Source organism: Mesorhizobium sp. C120A (assembly GCF_030323105.1).
Classification (GTDB): Bacteria; Pseudomonadota; Alphaproteobacteria; order Rhizobiales; family Rhizobiaceae; genus Mesorhizobium.
In genome coordinates, this window is record NZ_CP100476.1 from 943,105 (window position 1) to 960,631 (window position 17,527).

Below are 17,527 nucleotides of genomic sequence, written 5' to 3' on the forward strand. Positions count from 1 at the left end.
TTATCACGGACCGCGCGCCATGCAAACTTTGAAAATCGGAACACGCGGCAGCCCGCTGGCGCTCGCCCAGGCGCATGAAACGCAGGCGCGGCTGATGGAAGCGCACGGCATGCCGGCGGAAGCCTTCGAGGTCGTCGTCATTTCGACCAGCGGCGACCGCATCCAGGACCGGCCGCTGTCGGAAGCCGGCGGCAAGGGCCTGTTCACCAAGGAAATCGAAGAGGCGCTGCTGGCCGGCACGATCGATATCGCCGTGCATTCCTCCAAGGATATGCCGACAGTGCTGCCGGACGGGCTGGAGCTGTCCGCCTTCCTGCCGCGCGAGGATGCGCGGGACGCCTTCATCGGAAAGGCGGTGAAGCGCATTGTTGATTTGCCGCAAGGCGCCAAGGTCGGGTCGTCTTCGCTCAGGCGCCAGGCGCTGATCCGGCGCATGCGGCCGGACCTAGGCGTGGTCATGTTCCGCGGCAATGTGCAGACCAGGCTGCGCAAGCTGGAGGAAGGCGTCGCCGAAGGCACGATCCTCGCTTATGCCGGGCTGAAGCGGCTCGGGCTCGGCCATGTCGTCACCGATCTGATGCCGCTCGATGCTTTTCCGCCGGCGCCGGGACAAGGCGCAATCGGCATCGAAACCCGCATCGGCGACAGCGAGGTCGAAAAGATGCTGGTGGCCATCCATGATGTGCCGACAGGCCAGGCGCTGGCCTGTGAGCGCGCCTTCCTGGCGGCGCTCGACGGCTCCTGCCGCACGCCGATCGCCGGCTATGCGACGATCTCGGGCGGCAGGCTGGTTTTCGCCGGGCTGATCATTTCGCCCGATGGCACGCAATCGCATGAGGTCAAGGCCGAAGGCTTGGCGCTGGATGCCGCTGACATCGGCACGGACGCGGCCAGGATGGTGCGGGTCAAAGCGGGCGAAACCTTCTTCGACGGCTGGGTCTGACATGCGTGTCCTGGTGACGCGACCGCAGCCCGGGGCGTCGCGAACCATGCGGCGGCTGCAGGAATTGGGATTTGAGCCTCTCCTTCTGCCACTGACCGAAACGGTGACACTGCCGGTTGGCGCCGATGCTGCGTGCGACAATGCCGTGGCCGTCGCTGTGACCAGCGCCAATGCCGTGCGGCATGCGCCGAAAGAACTCATTCGTGCGCTCGCCGCCTTGCCTTGCCATGCCGTCGGACGCAGGACGGCTGAAGCGGCACGTTCGGCAGGGTTCTTGTCGGTCAGCGAAGGGGCGGGCGACGCCGAGCGGCTGGCCGAGGCGATTGCCGCCGGCCTTTCCGGCAAGGCGGTCGTCTATCTCACAGGGCGCGTGCGGTTTCCGCCCTTCGAGGCGCGGCTGCGAAATGCCGGCGTCGAGGTCCGCACCGTCGAAACTTACGACACGATTTCGCTCGATTATTCCGATGCTGAAACCCGTACACGCCTGTCCGACAAGGCGGTCGACGCGGTGCTGCTCTATTCAGCCAAGGCGGCGGCAGCGTTGCAGGCCTTGACCAACAGGGCGGGGCTGCGCGATCTCTTTGAAAACATGCAGGCTTTTGCGCTCTCCGAGCGCGTGGCAGCGGCATTTGACAATGCCGCCGGCAAAAAAATACGCATGGCGCGGGAACCGCAGGAGGAGGCGCTGCTTGAGCTGTTGCACCGCGGCGACTGAGCCCCGTGTCATCACGCCGCCCCTTTTCACCTGATGATGATGTGCTAGACCATTTTTCAAACCATCACGCGCCGTCGGGCGCCCAGACGAAGCAGGATTGCGGAGCCCAGGCATGGTCAAGACGCCGAAGATGCGACATTCGAAAAGCCGCCGCGAGCCGGTGACCATCGAACTCGAACCCGGCGCTGTCTCGCGCATCGCCGATGCGGATGCCGCCAAGACGGATGTCGCCAACTCGGATGACGTCGGGGCCCCGGCAGAATCGGTTGCGGCCGAGGATGCGGCTGCCATGGCCAATGCGCAGCCGGAGACGCCTGACGAGCCCGTTCATGCCGATCAAGCCGATCTCGAGCCGTGGGAGCACTCCGACGCCGCGGCGCAGGCCGCTCCCGAAAGCGCCGATGCCAAGGCGTCCACCCAGGCGGAGCAGCCTTACCCCACCGCTTCGGATGCGCCACCGCGCGCCAGAACCTCCGACTACAGTTTCGAGGATGCCTCGCCCAAGCCGGGTGCACCCAAGGAAACCCCAAGGACAGCCGGGAACCAGCCCATGGCCGCGCAACCGAAGCGCACGAGCGGCATTGCCGCCGGCATCATCGGCGGTGTCATCGCGCTGGCTGCCGCCGGCGGGCTGCAGTTTGCCGGCGTGCTTGGCGCTCCGGGCTCAGGGGCGGGCACGGTCTCGCTCGACGGCGTCAATGGCGAGATCGCTTCGCTGAAGCGCGAAATCGCCGACCTCAGGGAAGCCAGCGGCAATGGCGCCGCAACGGCCAAGGTCGACGGGCTGTCTTCGGCGCTGGATCAGGTCAAGGCCGATGTCGCATCGCTGAAATCGGCGGTCGAAAAGGGCGGCGCCGGCGACAATGCCGGGCTTGCCGCGCTTGGCGACAAGGTCAAGCAGATCGAGACCGCGGTCGCCGCCCTTGGCCAGGCCGGTGGTGCAGCGCCCGTCGATCTCGCGCCGCTCAATGAAAGACTGGCGGGCCTCGACGCACTGGTGAAATCGGCCGGCGAGGCAGCCAAGGCGCAGGAAGGCAAGATCGCCGCGCTGGAGCAGTCGGTGATGCAGCTCGCCGGCAAGGTCGATGCGCAGGCCTCGCAGCCAAAGATCGCGATGGCCATCGCCGCTTCGGCCTTGAAGGCGGCGCTTGACCGCGGCGCGCCGTTCGCCGCCGAGTTGGAGACCTTCGCGGCGATCTCGCCCGATGCACCGCAGATTGCAGCGCTGCGCCCCTACGCTGAAAAGGGCGTCCCGACCCGCACCGAGATCGCCGGCGAGGCCGACGCCGCGGCCAATGCGATGGTCGCGGCGGCGACGCCGGTCGATGAAAATGCCGGCTTCTTCCAGAACCTTTTGTCGAGCGCCGAATCGCTGGTCAAGGTCCGGCCGATCGGCGCCGTCGAAGGCGCCGGCGCGCCGGAAACCGTGGCGCGCATCGAAGTGGCGGTCAACCAGGGCGACTACGCCAAGGCGCTCAGCGAATACGCAACGCTGCCGGATGCGGTCAAGGCTGCCGGCGCCGACTTTGCCGGCAAACTGAAGGCGCGCATCGACGTCGAGACGCAGGTCGACGCGCTGATTGCAGGTGCGATGAAGGCATGAGGACGACACGATGATCCGCATTCTCATCTTTCTCGCCGCCGTCTTCGCGCTCGGCCTCGGCTTTGCCTGGCTGGCCGATCGTCCCGGCGAGATGGTCGTCACCTTCAACGGTTACCAATACCAGGTCAGCCTGATGGTGGCGGCGGTGGCGATCGTTGCCGTCGTCGCCGCGGTGATGATCGTCTGGTGGCTGATCAAGTCGCTGTGGAACAGCCCGTACACGATCTCGCGCTATTTCCGCGTCCGCCGCCGCGACCGCGGCTACCAGGCGCTGTCGACCGGCATGATCGCAGCCGGCGCCGGCGATGGCGCGCTGGCCCGCAAGAAGACCAAGGAAGCCGCCAAGCTGATCCGCTCCGACCAGGAGCCGCTGATCCAGTTGCTCGAAGCGCAAGCCTCGCTGCTCGAAGGCGACCATGGGGGCGCGCGCGAAAAATTCGAAGCCATGCTCGACGACCCCGAAATGCGGCTGCTTGGCCTGCGCGGGCTCTATCTCGAAGCCGAACGGCTCGGCGACCGCAACGCCGCGCGTCACTATGCCGGGCGCGCCGCTTCCGTCGCGCCGCAACTGGCTTGGGCCGCCGAATCGACGCTGGAGGATCTGACCGGGCGCGGCGACTGGGACGGCGCGCTGAAGCTGGTGGAGGCGCAGAAGTCGACCAGGCAGATCGAACGCGACGCCGCCAATCGCCGCCGCGCTGTGCTGTTGACCGCCAAGGCGCAGGCGCTGACAGATAGCGACCCCAATGCAGCCAAGACAGCGGCACTCGAGGCAAACAAGCTCGCGCCCGATTTCGCACCGGCCGCGGTTGCAGCCGCCAATCTTCTGTTCAAACAGAACGATGTGCGCAAAGGCTCGAAGATCCTTGAGGCAGCCTGGAAGGCGGAGCCGCATCCCGAGATCGCCGAGCTCTACACCCATGCAAGGCCGGGAGATGCCGTGGTCGATCGTCTCAACCGGGCGAAGAAGCTGCAGGAGCTGAAGCGCAACAATGCCGAATCGTCGATGACGGTGGCGCGCGCCGCGCTCGATGCGCAGGATTTTTCCACCGCCCGCCGCGAGGCGGAAGCCGCGATCCGCATGGATCGCCGGGAAGGCGCTTACCTGCTGCTGGCCGATATCGAGGAGGCAGAGACCGGCGACCAGGGCAAGATCAGGCAATTGCTGTCCAAGGCGGTCAGGGCGCCGCGCGATCCGGCCTGGGTCGCCGACGGCGTCGTCTCCGAACGCTGGGCGCCGGTATCGCCGGTCAGCGGCAAGCTCGACGCTTTCGCCTGGCGCGCACCGATGGAGCGGCTGGGCCAGCTCATCGACAGCCATGAAGACGAAGCCGATGTGCCGGTGCTTGCGGCACCCGCCAAGCCGACAAAGGAAGCCGAAGTGATCGATCATCCCGCCGTTGCCAGGAGCAGCGAGGCGCCGACCGAGTCGAAGCCCGCTGTGGGCGATGAGCAGGTCACACCGGTCACTTCCGCCGCTTTCGCCGCAATACCGCCCGATGCCGAACCCGTCGAACCTGCCGAGGAACTGGCTCGGCTGCCCGACGACCCTGGCGTCGACCCCGACGACGAAGCGGAGAAGTCACCGCGCCGCTTCCGCCTGTTTTGATCCCTGAAGCATGATCCCAAAAAGTGGATAGCGGTTTTGGAAAAGATCATGCTCCAATAAAGTGAAGTGAGCACCATGTTCGAACGCGTCCTGGCCTTTCTGAAAGACCTGCCCTCCGGGGCTGGGGCTCGCGCCAATGCGGACGATCCGCGCGTTGCGGCGTCGGCTTTGCTCTATCATGTGATGAATGCCGACGGCGTGCGCCAGGATGTCGAGTGGGAGCGGTTCAAGCAGGTGCTGGCGCAGAGCTATTCGATCAGCGGCGACGAGCTCGATGCACTGGCTGCCGCCGGCGAGCGCGCCGACAATGAGGCGATCGACCTCTATGCCTTCACCAGCGTCTTGAAGCGCCATCTCGACGCCGAGGCGCGCAAGGCTTTCATCGGCCTGATGTGGGAAATCGTCTATGCCGACGGCGAACTGCATGAACTGGAGGACAACACCGTCTGGCGCGTCGCCGAGCTAATCGGCGTCGAGCGCCAGGATCGCGTCGAGGCGCGCCGCAAGGCGGCGGCCGCCGCGCCCGGCGCCAGCGGAACGTCGAGCGACGAATAGGATTCCGCCTTTCCATGCCGCCCAGACCGAGCTCGAAACCAAAAATCCTGATCGTGCTGCATCAGGAGACTTCGAGCCCCGGCCGGGTTGGCCACATGCTGCTCGAGGAAGGTTTCGACCTCGACATCCGCCGGCCGCCTCTCGGCGACAGCCTGCCGGAGACGCTGGAGGGACACGCCGGCGCCGTGGTGTTCGGCGGGCCGATGAGCGCCAATGACGAAGATGAGTTCGTCCGCCGCGAGACCAACTGGCTCAATGTTCCGCTAAAGGAGAACCGGCCCTTCCTCGGCATCTGCCTTGGCGCGCAGATGCTGGCCAATCATCTCGGCGGCAAGGTCGAGGGGCATGGCGAGGGGCTGGTCGAGATCGGCTGGTATCCGCTGAAGCCGACCGAAGCCGGCAAAAAGCTGCTGCCCTGGCCCGACATGGTTTACCAGTTTCACCGCGAAGGCTTTTCGCTGCCCAGGGATGCGACGCTGCTGGCCACGGCGGAAACCTACCCCAACCAGGCTTTTCGCTATGGCGACAATGCCTGGGGCATCCAGTTCCATGGCGAACTGACCCAGTTGATGATGCAGCGCTGGGTGGTGCGCGGCGCACACCGTTTCGAATTGCCCGGCGCGCAGCCCGGCCGCGACCATCTCGGCGGCCGGCTGATCTGGGATATGCACCTCAAGCGCTGGCTGAGCGAGTTTTTGAGCCTGATCTTCGGCAAGCCTACTGAGGGATAGAGCAAATCCAACTACTCTGAACGGCCGAGCTTGCCCAAAGACGACTTACCTCTGGGAGGCGTGTACGATGGATCCGGGACCTTAGCCCGTTCCCGCAGATTTGGATTGCGCCCCAAACACTCCGATGGATCGAAAAACTCCGTGGCGCATTTAAGCTTCGGCTAATAACGGCCCCAGGAGAGAACCAATGAAGAAGACGCTGCTCATTTTAAGCCTACTCATTCCGCTCGCGGCATGCTCCCGCACCGAACAAGGCGCTGCCGTCGGTGGTTTGGGTGGCGCAGCTGTAGGCGCAGCAGTGGCCGGCGACCCGGTAAAAGGGGCGGTTGTTGGCGGGGCGGTCGGAGCGCTGGCCGGGGCGGTCATCGGGCACGCCAGCGAAGCCGGCCAGTGCAGATATCGCGGTCGGAACGGTCGAGTTTACGTTGCTCAGTGCCCGGACGGCTACTGATCTCAAAGGCGCGTGATCTCTTTCGATCACGCGCCTGCTCGGGGTAGGATAACTGAATGGCATATAACAGCAAAAGACTGCTGGCTTTCTGGTTCGCCGTTGTCAGCGCTGTCGCGATAAACGCCGAACTTTCGACCGCGGCCTTGGCCGCACCTGTAGAAGCGAAGACGATTGCCGATCACTTCTCATCGGTAAAGTCCATGTCCGGGGACTTTGTCCAGTCGGGCCCAAGAGCGGAAAGGACCAAAGGGAAATTTTTCCTCCAGCGGCCGGGCAAGATCCGGTTCAACTATGCAGGCCAATCAGGGGTCAGCGTAATTGCAGATGGAAAATCCTTGGTGGTCTATAACAAGAAGCTCAAGACATCGCGGCTTTATGCTCTCTCGAAGACGCCGCTCAAGCTGCTCCTCGACAATCAGGTCAACTTTTCCGGCAATCGCCTCAAAAGTATCAGGGACGATGGCGCCCAGGTGATCATCAGGCTGGCCGACAAGTCGGCCTTCGGCAATTCGAATATCACTATGGTGTTTGACAGGGAATCGCTCGATCTACGCAGATGGACCCTGACTGACGAGAGGGGCCTTACCTCGACAGTCACCATATCCAACGTGAAGCAGGGCGTTCGCGCTCCTGCGGGCACCTTCACTATCAACTATGCTGCAAACCGTGAATTCAACACCAAAACGAAATAGTCGGCAGCGCCACGAACTGCCCGTGTAACACTACTCGGCGGCCGTCTCGGACGGCACCTCTGCCGGTGCCGAAGACTCGGCCTCGGCATGCGGCTTGCGCCGTGAGAACAGCGACCTGAGCGTGACGTAGAACACCGGCGTCAGGAACAGGCCGACGAAAGTGACGCCCAGCATGCCGGAGAACACCGCGGTGCCGAGCGACTGGCGCATTTCCGCGCCCGGGCCCGTCGCGATCATCAGCGGCACGACGCCGAGGATGAACGAGAAGGCGGTCATCAGGATCGGCCGCAGCCTGAGCCGGCAGGCTTCGACGGCAGCCTCGGCTGCCGACAGGCCGCGTTCCTGGGCCTGCCGCGCGAACTCGACGATCAGGATCGCGTTCTTGGCGGCAAGCCCGATCAGCACGATGAGGCCGATCTGCACGAGGATGTTGTTGTCCAGCCCTCGGAACGACACGCCGAGCAACGCTGCGAGCACGCCGAGCGGCACCACCAGCACGATGGCGAACGGCAGCACCCAGCTTTCATATTGCGCCGCCAGCGCCAGGAACACGAACAGCACCGACAGTCCGAAGATATAGACAGCGGCATTGCCGGTGTTGCGCTCCTGATAGGCGAGTTCGGTCCATTCGTAGGAGGTACCGGCCGGCAACGTCTGTGCCGTGATCGCTTCCATCTTGGCAAGCGCATCGCCGGTGGAAACACCGGGCGCGGCGTTGCCCTGCAGCGGCACGGAGACGTACATGTTGTAGCGCTGGACCAGCGCCGGGCCGGTGACGTCGCGGATCTCGATCAACGTGCCCAGCGGAACCAGCGCGCCGGTCGCCGAGCGCACCTTCAGTTTCAAGATGTCGGCGCGATCGAGGCGGAACGCCTGGTCGGCCTGCGCGCGCACCTGGTAGACGCGCCCGAAAGCGTTGAAGTCGTTGACGTAGGCGGTGCCCAGATTGATCGACAGCGTCTCGAAGATGTTGGGGATCGGCACGTTCAGGATGCGCGCCTTGTCGCGATCGATCGCCAGGAAGAATTGCGGGCTGGACGCGGAGAAGGTGGTGAACACGCCGGTCAGCCCCGCCGTCTTGTTGGCCTTGCCGGCAATTTCATAGGCAAGCGCCAGGATCTGCCGCATGTCGGCGCTGTTGCGCTCCTGGATCTGCAGCTTGAAGCCGCCGGCATTGCCGACGCCGCGGATCGGCGGCGGCGGCAGTGCGATAATGAAGGCTTCCTTGATGCTTTGCAGGCTGCCGAACAAATTGCCGATGACCTGGGTCGCGGACTGGCCGGCTTCCAGTCGCTCGTCAAACGGCTTGAACCTGGCGAAGATCACGCCCGCGTTGCTGGCATTGGTAAAGGTGGCACCGGAGAAGCCGGCGAAGGCGACCGCGTAGTCGACGCCCGGCGTTTTCTGGATGATCTGCGACGCCTGCTGGATGACGGCATCGGTCCGCGATAGCGAGGCGCCGTCCGGCAACTGGACGACGACGATCGCATAGCCCTGGTCGAGCGACGGAATGAAACCGCGCGGCACCGTCTGAACCATATAGACCGTGGCGTAGATGAGGGCCGCGAAAACGGCCAGCGTGGCGGCGATCGCTATCCGCGAGCCGACCAACACGCGCACGATGCTCGAATACCAATGGGCGACCTTGTCGAAGCCGCGATTGAAGCCGTCGGCGAGCGCCCGTCCGAACCGCGCCAGGAAAAAGCGCGGCGGCGCCGCAGCAGTGTGGTGCGGCTTGAACAGCAGCGCGGCCAAGGCCGGCGAGAGCGTCAGCGAATTGAATGCCGAGATCGCCGTCGACACCGCGATGGTGATCGCAAACTGCAGGTAGAACTGCCCGGAAATGCCGGGAATGAAGGCTGTCGGCACGAACACGGCTATCAGCACCAGCGAGATCGCGATGACCGCCGTTCCGACTTCGTCCATGGTCAGATGCGACGCCGGATTGGGCGCCAACCCCCTGGCGATATTTCGCTCGACGTTCTCGACCACGACGATCGCATCGTCGACGACGATGCCGATGGCCAGAACGAGGCCGAACAGCGTCAGCATGTTGAGGGAGAAGCCGGCGGCGTAAAGCACCGCCAGCGTGCCGATCAGCGACACCGGGATGGCCACGATCGGCACGATCGCCATGCGCCACGATTGCAGGAAGACGATGATGACGATGATGACCAGCACCATCGCCTCGAGGATCGTCTTGTAGACCTCCTGGATCGACTCGGCGACGAACTCGGTCGGATTGTAGACGATGTCGTAGCTCAATCCCTTCGGGAAGTCCTGGGAAAGCTCCTTCATCTTGTCCTGGATCTCCGCGGCTGCGGCGAGCGCATTGGTGCCTGGCCGCTGGAAGATGGCGAGCGCCACCGCCGGTTTGCCGTTGAGATAGGAGTTGGTGACGTAATCCTTGGCGCCGAGCTCGATGCGCGCCACGTCCTGCAGCTGGATCAGGCGGCCGTCTTCGGCCGATTTGACGATCACGTATCGGAAGTCCCGTGCGTCGTTGAAGCGGCCTTGCGTGGTGACCGTGTACTGGAACGCCGTGCCGGTATTGGTCGGCGGCGCGCCGATGGAGCCGCCCGACACCTGGACGTTCTGGTCGCGCAGCGCCTGCACCACATCGCCCGAGGTCATCCCCAGGGCGGACAGTTTTTCCGGATCGAGCCAGATGCGCAGCGAATATTCGCGTTCGCCGAAGATGATGAGGTCGCCGACGCCGTCCAACCTGAGCAGTATGTCGCGCACCCGCGAGCGGGCGTAGTTCGAGACGTAGAGCTGGTCGTAGGTATTGTCGGGCGACAGCATGTGCACGACCATCATCAGGTCGGGCGAGCTCTTGATGGTGGTGATGCCGAGGCGGCGGACTTCTTCGGGCAGGCGCGGCTCGGCGACCGAGACGCGGTTCTGTACCAGCACCTGCGCCTGGTCGAGATCGGTGCCTAGCTTGAAGGTGATGGTCAGCGCCATCGCTCCGTCGCCGGACGAATAGGACGACATGTAAAGCATGCCCTCGACGCCGTTGATCTCCTGCTCGATCGGCGTTGCCACCGTCGCTGCGACCGTCTCGGCGTCGGCGCCCGGGTACTGGGCGCGAACGACGATGGTCGGCGGCGCGATCTCGGGATATTGCGCGATCGGCAGCTGGGTATAAGCAATCCCGCCGAGGATCAGGAGGACGATCGAAACCACCGATGCGAAGATCGGACGGTCGACGAAGAAATGGGCGAACCTCATTGCTGCAACCCGGCGGTCTCGACCTTGGGCGGCAACGTCACCATCTCGACCTTCACCTTGGTGCCGGGCCTGGCGTGCATCAGCCCGTTGACGATGATCGTCTCGTCGCCGGTCAGGCCCGCGCGGATCACCCGGTAGCCGTCGAGAAGCGGGCCGGTGCGCACGGGCTTCGCCGACACCATCCCAGCCTCATCCACTAGGTACACGATGCGGCGATCCTGATCGGCGCCGACCGCCTCGTCGGGCACCAGGACGCCGCTATGCGGCAGCGACCCCGGCACGTTGATGCGCCCGAACATGCCTGGCTGGAGAACGCCGTCGGCGTTGGCAAACCTTGCACGCACCCGCATGGTGCCGGTCGCGTTGTCGATCCGGTTCTCGGCAAAATCGAGCTTGCCCTTGAATACCGCCTCCGCGCGGTCGGCGACGCGAACCACCACCTCGAGCCCGCCGGCGCCTTCCTGCATGCTGCCGCCGCGCTCCTTCGCGTCGCGGGCGTAGCTGAAATACAGGCGCTCATCGACGTCGAAATAGAAGTCGATCGGATCGCGCGTGACGATGGTCGTCAGCAAGGTGGAATCCGGCTGCACGAGGTTGCCGACCGACACCAGCCGGCGGTCGATGCGGCCGGACAAGGGCGCCTTGATCTCGGTGAACTCCAGGTTCAGGTTGGCCGTCGTCAGCGCCGCCGTCGCGCCCTGCATCTGCGCCTGCGCCGAAAGGTATTCCCGCCGGCGGTCGTCGACCGTCGCGGCCGAGATATTGCCGGTCTTGGCGAGCTCATCGGCGCGATCCAGCTGCATCTTGGAGAATTCGAGCAGAGACTTGGCGACGTCCACTTGCGATTTGGCGGCATCGTAGGCCGCCTGGTACGGACGCTGGTCGATGGTGAAGAGCAGGTCGCCCTTGTTGACCAGTGCGCCGTCCTGGAAGCTGATCTTGTCCAGATAGCCGCTGACGCGCGAACGGATGGCGACCTCGTCGACGGCTTCGAAGCGCCCGACGAACTCGTCGTCTTCGACGATTTCACGCACCACCGGCTTGGCCGCCGTCACCACCGGCAGTTGCTGGTCCTGCGAAAACGCGTTGCTGCTGAAAGCCATGCCGAGCAGGAATGCCACTGGGACGGCGGAGCGGGCCAGCCAGCCGACCGATCGGCTGGGTCGCCCGCTTGCGTCGCGATGCGATTGCCGATTCCCTGAAGTGTCCATTTGCGTCCCCGCTAGCTGGACCCGGAGGTCGGGTGGTTCTCTTCTATATTTAAGGTTTCTCGTCGAGACCAGAGCACTGCAGTATTGTGCATGGCAACATGATCATTTTCCATACGGACTGAAATGTCCACCCTGTGGCTGCCCCGCCATCTGGCTAGTTCGCCCAGAACCGGCCCATCCGCTTCCGGCCCATCTCAGCCGTCATCGGCGCAAGCTGATGTGGACCGAGCGCCGGATCCTGCGGCTTACTCGATCAGTTGCGGCTGTTGAGATGCCGCACCCTTCGCAGTTGCGGAAACAGCACCGCCCACAGTCCGGCGACGGCAATCGCACCGACGCCGCCGATCACCACCGCCGGCACGGTGCCGATCAGCGCCGCCATGGTGCCGGCGCGGAACTCGCCGACTTCGTTGGAGGCGCCGACGAAGACCTGGTTGACGGCGTTGACGCGGCCGCGAACCTCGTCGGGTGTCCACAGCTGGATCAGCGTCTCCCGGATATAGACGCTGAACATGTCGGTGGCGCCGAGGCCGGCAAGGGCCAGGATCGACAGCCAGGTGATGGTCGAGACGCCGAACAGCACGGTGAAGGCGCCGAACCCGGCGACGAAGCCGAGCATGATCTTGCCGGCATTGTCGCGCAGCGGATGCCCGGCAAGCCAGACCGCGACACAGATGGCGCCGATGCCGGGCGCCGAGCGCAGCAGGCCGAGGCCCCACGGGCCGAGTTCCAGAATATCGCGGGCATAGACCGGCAGCAGCGCCGAGGCACCGGACAGAAGCACGGCGAAGAGGTCGAGCGAGATGGCGCCCAGGACGATCTTCTCGCTCCAGATGTATCGGAAGCCGGCAAACAGCGTCTCCATCGTCGGCTTGTCGGTGGCGCTCTGCTGGGCCGGTTTCGGAATGGTGAAGATCAGCAGACCGGCCACCAGCATCAGCACGGACGCAACGGCGTAAGCGGCTTCGGCCGAGACGCCATAGAGCAGGCCGCCGGCGACCGGGCCGACAATGGTCGCCGTTTGCCAGGCGGACGAGTTCCAGGCGATCGCATTGCCGAAATCTTCCGGCGGAACAAGGTTGGCGAACAGCGACGACGAGGCCGGCCCATAAAAAGCGCGCGCCAGGCCGAACATAGCCAGCACGATGAAGATCGGCAGCGGGCTGACGAGACCGCGCAGCGTGAAGTACAACAGGACAAGCGCACAACCTGCCTCGACTACCGTCGCCAGCGCCATGATCAGGCGGCGGCCGAAACGGTCGGCGACAACGCCGGTGACCAGCACCAGCAGCAGCGACGGCAGGAACTGGACGATGCCGACAATGCCGAGATCGAAGGGATCGCGCGTCAGATCATAGATCTGCCAGCCGACGGCGACGGACACGATCATGGTGGCGAAGGTGGTCAGGAAACGCGCCGCCCAATAGCTCAGGAAGGAGCGATGGCGGAAGGCGGCGTAACGCCGGTCAGGCGGTGTATGGGAATGGGATGTCATGGATACAGGCCCCGTTGCTTGCATTGGCCGGCGGGGCACTTCCCGGAAATGGGCGCTGTTCCGGCCAATGAAACTTATCAAAGTTCGGGGCGCGTATGCGTGAAAATCGGGCCCGGATCAAGCGGTTTTCAAGCCGCTCGCCCGATTGCACGCGGACGTTACTGCCTCAGCGCGGCGGAAATGGCGTCGAGGCCGCCCTGTAATTCCGCCTCTTTCGGCCAGCCGAAACCGACGCGGAAGAAGCGCTTGGGCATATCAAACCAGTGGCCGGGACCGACATAGGTGCCGTGGTTTTCCAAGAGATTGACGTAGAAACGGTCGAGGTCGAAGTCTGGACTGACAACGAGCCTTGGAAATCCGACGACGCCGCCTTGTGGCCGCACCCAGTCGACCAGCGGCTCGCGGTCGATCCAGGCTTGCACGATGTCGCGGCGTTTCGCCATCTCGGGCAGCAGCGCGGCCAGGAAAGCGTCGCGGCGCTCCAGCATGCCGCGCGCAATGCCTTCGTCGATGACGCTGCCGCAAATGCCGATCTGCTCCTTGGCGGCGAGGAAGCGCTCCTGCAGTTCGGCATCGCTGGTGATCAGCCAGCCAATGCGGATGCCGGGAATGCCGAAGGCTTTCGACAGCGACGAGACGCTGATCGCCTTGGGGCTGAGAGAAGCCGCCGCCGGCAGGCGCTGTCCATAGGAGAGGTCGCGATAGGTCTCGTCGACCAGCAGATGGCAGCCGCTCGCTTCGGCCAGCGCAATCAGCGCGTCGAGATCGGCCCGGCCCATCATCGTGCCGGTCGGGTTGTGCGGGCAGGTGACGCTGATCAGCTTGGTGTTCGGTTGCATGCTGGCGGCGACGCGGCCGAAATCGATGGCAAAGCCTGCGTCGAAATCGAGATCGACATAGGAGATGGCGCAGCCGATCGCCTTGGGGGTCTCGATGTTGGTGGCGTAGTTCGGCCGGACCACGACAAGGTGGTCGCGCTCCGACAGAAGCGAGGTCGAAATGATGAAGAGCGCGCCCGCCGCACCGGCGGTCACAAGAACATCGTCAGGCGAAATGCCGGAATCCTGCGCCGCGATCAGCGCCCGCAACTCCTTGTCGCCGCGATGCTCGCCGTAGAACAGCGTGAGATCCGGCAGCGACAGGCCGACGTCGGAGAGTTTCTGATCGGCGATCGAGCTTTCGGAGAGATTGAACCGAATGCGATCGTAGCCGTATTCCTCCGGCGCCTCTTTCTCGATCACCATTCTGGCGTAGTTCATGGCTGCTCCCCCAAAGTCCTGACACTCAGAGGTACAAGCCATAAAAGCACGAAGCCTGCCAAGGCTCATTTGCCGGCAGGCTTCTGTTCCAGTCGTCCAAACGATTGGCTCAGGGCCGAGGCGCTGATCCCACTCAGGCCGGAACTTTGGCCTTCCGACCCTTGGCTTTCGCCGGCGCGGCCACTGCAGCCTTGCGGCCGAGGCCGATCGACTTGGCCAGCTCGGAGCGCGACGCCGCGTAGTTGGGGGCAACCATCGGATAGTCGGCCGGCAGGCCCCATTTGGTACGATAGGCTTCCGGCGTCAGGTTGAAATGGACGCCGAGATGGCGCTTCAGCGATTTGAATTTTTTGCCGTCCTCGAGGCAGATGATGTAATCCGGCGTCACCGACCGCTTGGGATTGACGGCCGGGATCTGCGGCGCCGCCACTGGGGCCGGCGGCTGGCTGAGCCCGCCGATCGACGCCGCAACGCTGGCGATGAGATCGCTCAGGCCGGCAACGGGCAAGCGGTTCTTCTCGACGTAAGCGGACACGATATGGGCGGTAAGCTCGAGCAGGTCGATGTCCTTGTCAGAGTCGTTGCTGTCGTCGGCCAATTTATCTCTCCGTCGCTAGGGGGTGGCGGAAACTCCCAGAGCGGTCCCAGCGGAGCCGGAAATCCGCTCTAGTCATTTGTCTTGCCGCATATGTGCGGTTGCGCCAGATGATTCCATCCGGTGCCACCGATCTAATCGCCAAATCTGCGTAACGCAATGACTTCGTATCGCGCCACACGTCATTTTGAACAACTATACTGAATTTTAATACTATCAGACGATCAGCGCCTTGTCGCGCCATAGTCGAAAACCGCCCTCGAAGGCGCGCGTATTGTCGCCACGCCTGGATGTGGCGGGCAATTCATCCAGTCTGTCGACATTGCCGCCGCCGATGACGACATAATCCGGCTGCAGCGCCGCACGCAGCCGCCCGACGACGTCGAAAACGTATTTGCGCCATTTCTTCTTGCCGTATTTCTCCAGGCCGCGCTCGCCGACATAATCTTCGAAACTGCCGCCCTTGCGGTACGGCAGATGCGCCAGCTCCATCGGCTGGCCGACATTGTTGAGGATCATCGCCGCGCCCAGGCCGGTGCCGAGGCCGAGGAACAGCATGCGCCCGCCATCGTAGCTGCCGATCGCCTGCAGCAGCGCGTCGTTGACGACCTTGACCGGCTTGCCGAAGGCGGCGGCAAAATCGTAGCCGTCCCAGCCCTTGCCGAGATTGGCGGGATCGAGCGAAGGCCTGTTGTGCCTGACCGGGCCGGGATAGCCCATCGAGATCACGTCATAGGGCAGCCCTTCGGCCAGCGTCTTCACCGTGGCGACCATCTGCTGCGGCGTCAGATCCGGTCCGGAATCGGCCCGGCGCATCTCGCCGCCTGCGCTGGTGAGGATTTTTACGTGCGAGCCGCCGACATCGATCGTCAGCACGATCGGTTCCGCCTTGGCCTTCGCGGGCCTGGCTGCCTTGGCCATGTCGTTTCCTCCGCTCACTTGGCGCGTTCCCCGTTTCAGGGAAACGGGGGAATGCTCCAAGTCTTTGTTTTTACGCAATTCCGGACGGAAAAACCGCTCGCACTTTCCTGGAATTGCTCAACTCGGATTGATCCAGCCGTTGGGCGGCCCGAAGCTGGCCATGGCGTCGGCCGGCCCCCAGGTCTTCGGCTCATACATATGCGGCGGCGTGGTGTCGCCGAGCACCGGGCCGACAATGCGCCAGGCAAGCTCGCTGGCATCCTGGCGGGTGAACAATTGGCCATTGCCGTTCATGGCATCGCCGATCAGCCGCTCATAGGGCGGCATGTCGCCCTTCGAATCGTCGAGCGCGGTGAGCTCGACCTGCTCGCCGACCATGTCGTCGCCGGGCGCCTTGCGCTGCGCGCCGATCGAGATCGCCACCTGCGGGTCGATGCGGAAGCGCACGTAATTGGCGTCGCTGGGCTTGATCGGATCGAAGACGTCGAGCGGCGGCCGCTTCAGCCGCACGATCACTTCGGTCACATGCACCGGCATGTTCTTGCCGGTGCGGATGAAGAAGGGCACGTCCTGCCAGCGCCAGGTGTCGACCATGAAGCGCACCGCGGCAAAGGTTTCGACCGGCGAGTTCGGCTTCACGCCGGGTTCAGCGAGGTAGCCGGTGAACTGGCCGCGCACGACGTCGTCCTTGGTCAGCGTGCGGATGGCGCGCAGCACCTGCACCTTCTCGTCGATCAGATCGTCGGCCGAGCGGCCGACCGGCGGTTCCATGGCGAGCAGCAAAAGGATGTTGAGCAGATGGTTCTCGATCACGTCGCGGATAGCGCCGACATCGTCATAGAATTTGCCACGGCCTTCAACGCCGAAGTCCTCGGCCATGGTGATCTGTACGCTTTCGACGAAGTTGCGGTTCCAGATCGGCTCGAGAAAGGAATTGGCAAAGCGGAAATAGAGCAGGTTCTGGATCGCCTCCTTGCCGAGATAGTGGTCGATGCGGAAGATCGACTGCTCTTCGAACACCAGATGCAGCACGCGGTTCAGCCAGCGCGCCGATTGGAGATCGTGGCCGAACGGCTTTTCCACCATCAGCCGCGCGCCATGCGCGGTACCGGATTGCTCCAGCCCCTGGACGACGGTCTCGAACATGGTCGGCGGCACCGCCATATAGTGAAGCGGCCGCTGCGCCGAGCCGAGCGCCGTCTTCAGCTTCTCGAAGGTCGCGCCGTCGCGGTAGTCGCCGCTGACATAGCGCAGCAGACTGGCGAATTTGGCGAAGATCTTTTCGTCGATCTTGCCGAGAGCGTTGACGATGCCGTCGCGGGCCCTCGCCTGCAATTGGTTGATGTCCCAGGCATCGAAGGCGACGCCGATCACCGGCTCGGTCAGCGTCCCCTTGGCTACCATCTGGTAGAGGGCCGGAAATATCTTCTTGTGGGCAAGGTCGCCGGTTGCTCCGAAGAGCACCAGCGTGTCGGACCGTTCCGGGCTCATCTTGCGAGTCTCCCCTGCGGCC

Annotated in this window: 15 protein-coding genes; 8 read left to right on the plus strand and 7 right to left on the minus strand. The window is 64.1% G+C overall.

What is annotated here, in order from left to right:
* Window positions 1–19 precede the first annotated feature (19 nt).
* The 8 genes from hemC to NL532_RS04730 all read left to right on the plus strand — a co-directional run bounded on the left by hemC (window position 20) and on the right by NL532_RS04730 (window position 7,299).
* Window positions 20–943 (plus strand): hydroxymethylbilane synthase, encoded by a 924-nt coding sequence (gene hemC / locus NL532_RS04695; RefSeq protein WP_023710202.1) that lies wholly within the window; start codon window positions 20–22, stop codon window positions 941–943.
* A gap of 1 nt (window position 944) precedes the next feature.
* A complete protein-coding gene (locus NL532_RS04700; protein WP_023710201.1) occupies window positions 945–1,658 on the plus strand; it encodes a uroporphyrinogen-III synthase in 714 nt (237 codons plus the stop codon).
* 112 nt (window positions 1,659–1,770) lie between these two features.
* Complete coding sequence (locus NL532_RS04705) at window positions 1,771–3,261, plus strand: COG4223 family protein (protein ID WP_023821973.1); 1,491 nt, start codon at window positions 1,771–1,773, stop codon at window positions 3,259–3,261.
* 10 nt (window positions 3,262–3,271) lie between these two features.
* A complete protein-coding gene (locus NL532_RS04710; protein WP_023828723.1) occupies window positions 3,272–4,870 on the plus strand; it encodes a heme biosynthesis protein HemY in 1,599 nt (532 codons plus the stop codon).
* A 75-nt stretch (window positions 4,871–4,945) separates the two neighbouring features.
* Complete coding sequence (locus NL532_RS04715) at window positions 4,946–5,425, plus strand: tellurite resistance TerB family protein (protein WP_023702389.1); 480 nt, start codon at window positions 4,946–4,948, stop codon at window positions 5,423–5,425.
* A 14-nt stretch (window positions 5,426–5,439) separates the two neighbouring features.
* Window positions 5,440–6,156, plus strand: a complete 717-nt coding sequence (locus NL532_RS04720; protein WP_286487908.1) for a glutamine amidotransferase — start codon at window positions 5,440–5,442, stop codon at window positions 6,154–6,156.
* Window positions 6,157–6,343: 187 nt separating this feature from the next.
* Window positions 6,344–6,607 carry a YMGG-like glycine zipper-containing protein gene (locus NL532_RS04725; RefSeq protein ID WP_023670477.1) on the plus strand — a complete coding sequence of 88 codons (264 nt, stop codon included), beginning with the start codon at window positions 6,344–6,346 and terminating at the stop codon, window positions 6,605–6,607.
* Window positions 6,608–6,663: 56 nt separating this feature from the next.
* Complete coding sequence (locus NL532_RS04730) at window positions 6,664–7,299, plus strand: LolA family protein (RefSeq protein WP_023828722.1); 636 nt, start codon at window positions 6,664–6,666, stop codon at window positions 7,297–7,299.
* Between the two features lie 30 nt (window positions 7,300–7,329).
* Here the strand turns inward: NL532_RS04730 and NL532_RS04735 are convergent, their stop codons facing one another.
* The 7 genes from NL532_RS04735 to zwf form a co-directional block, all read right to left on the minus strand.
* Window positions 7,330–10,533: an efflux RND transporter permease subunit gene (locus NL532_RS04735; RefSeq protein WP_023732914.1), complete on the minus strand. Its 3,204-nt coding sequence runs from the start codon at window positions 10,531–10,533 to the stop codon at window positions 7,330–7,332.
* Window positions 10,530–11,636, minus strand: a complete 1,107-nt coding sequence (locus NL532_RS04740; RefSeq protein ID WP_050588141.1) for an efflux RND transporter periplasmic adaptor subunit — start codon at window positions 11,634–11,636, stop codon at window positions 10,530–10,532. Before NL532_RS04740 ends, NL532_RS04735 begins: the two co-directional genes overlap by 4 nt.
* 361 nt (window positions 11,637–11,997) lie before the next feature.
* Entirely contained in the window at window positions 11,998–13,239 is a 1,242-nt protein-coding gene (locus NL532_RS04745; RefSeq protein ID WP_023730214.1) for an MFS transporter, read from the minus strand.
* Between the two features lie 158 nt (window positions 13,240–13,397).
* Window positions 13,398–14,498, minus strand: a complete 1,101-nt coding sequence (locus NL532_RS04750) for an aminotransferase class I/II-fold pyridoxal phosphate-dependent enzyme (protein WP_023828721.1) — start codon at window positions 14,496–14,498, stop codon at window positions 13,398–13,400.
* 133 nt (window positions 14,499–14,631) lie between these two features.
* Entirely contained in the window at window positions 14,632–15,096 is a 465-nt protein-coding gene (locus NL532_RS04755; RefSeq protein WP_023687743.1) for a Ros/MucR family transcriptional regulator, read from the minus strand.
* A gap of 213 nt (window positions 15,097–15,309) precedes the next feature.
* Entirely contained in the window at window positions 15,310–16,014 is a 705-nt protein-coding gene (locus NL532_RS04760) for an ROK family protein (protein ID WP_023715876.1), read from the minus strand.
* 117 nt (window positions 16,015–16,131) lie between these two features.
* Entirely contained in the window at window positions 16,132–17,505 is a 1,374-nt protein-coding gene (gene zwf / locus NL532_RS04765; protein WP_023687745.1) for a glucose-6-phosphate dehydrogenase, read from the minus strand.
* Window positions 17,506–17,527 lie beyond the last annotated feature (22 nt).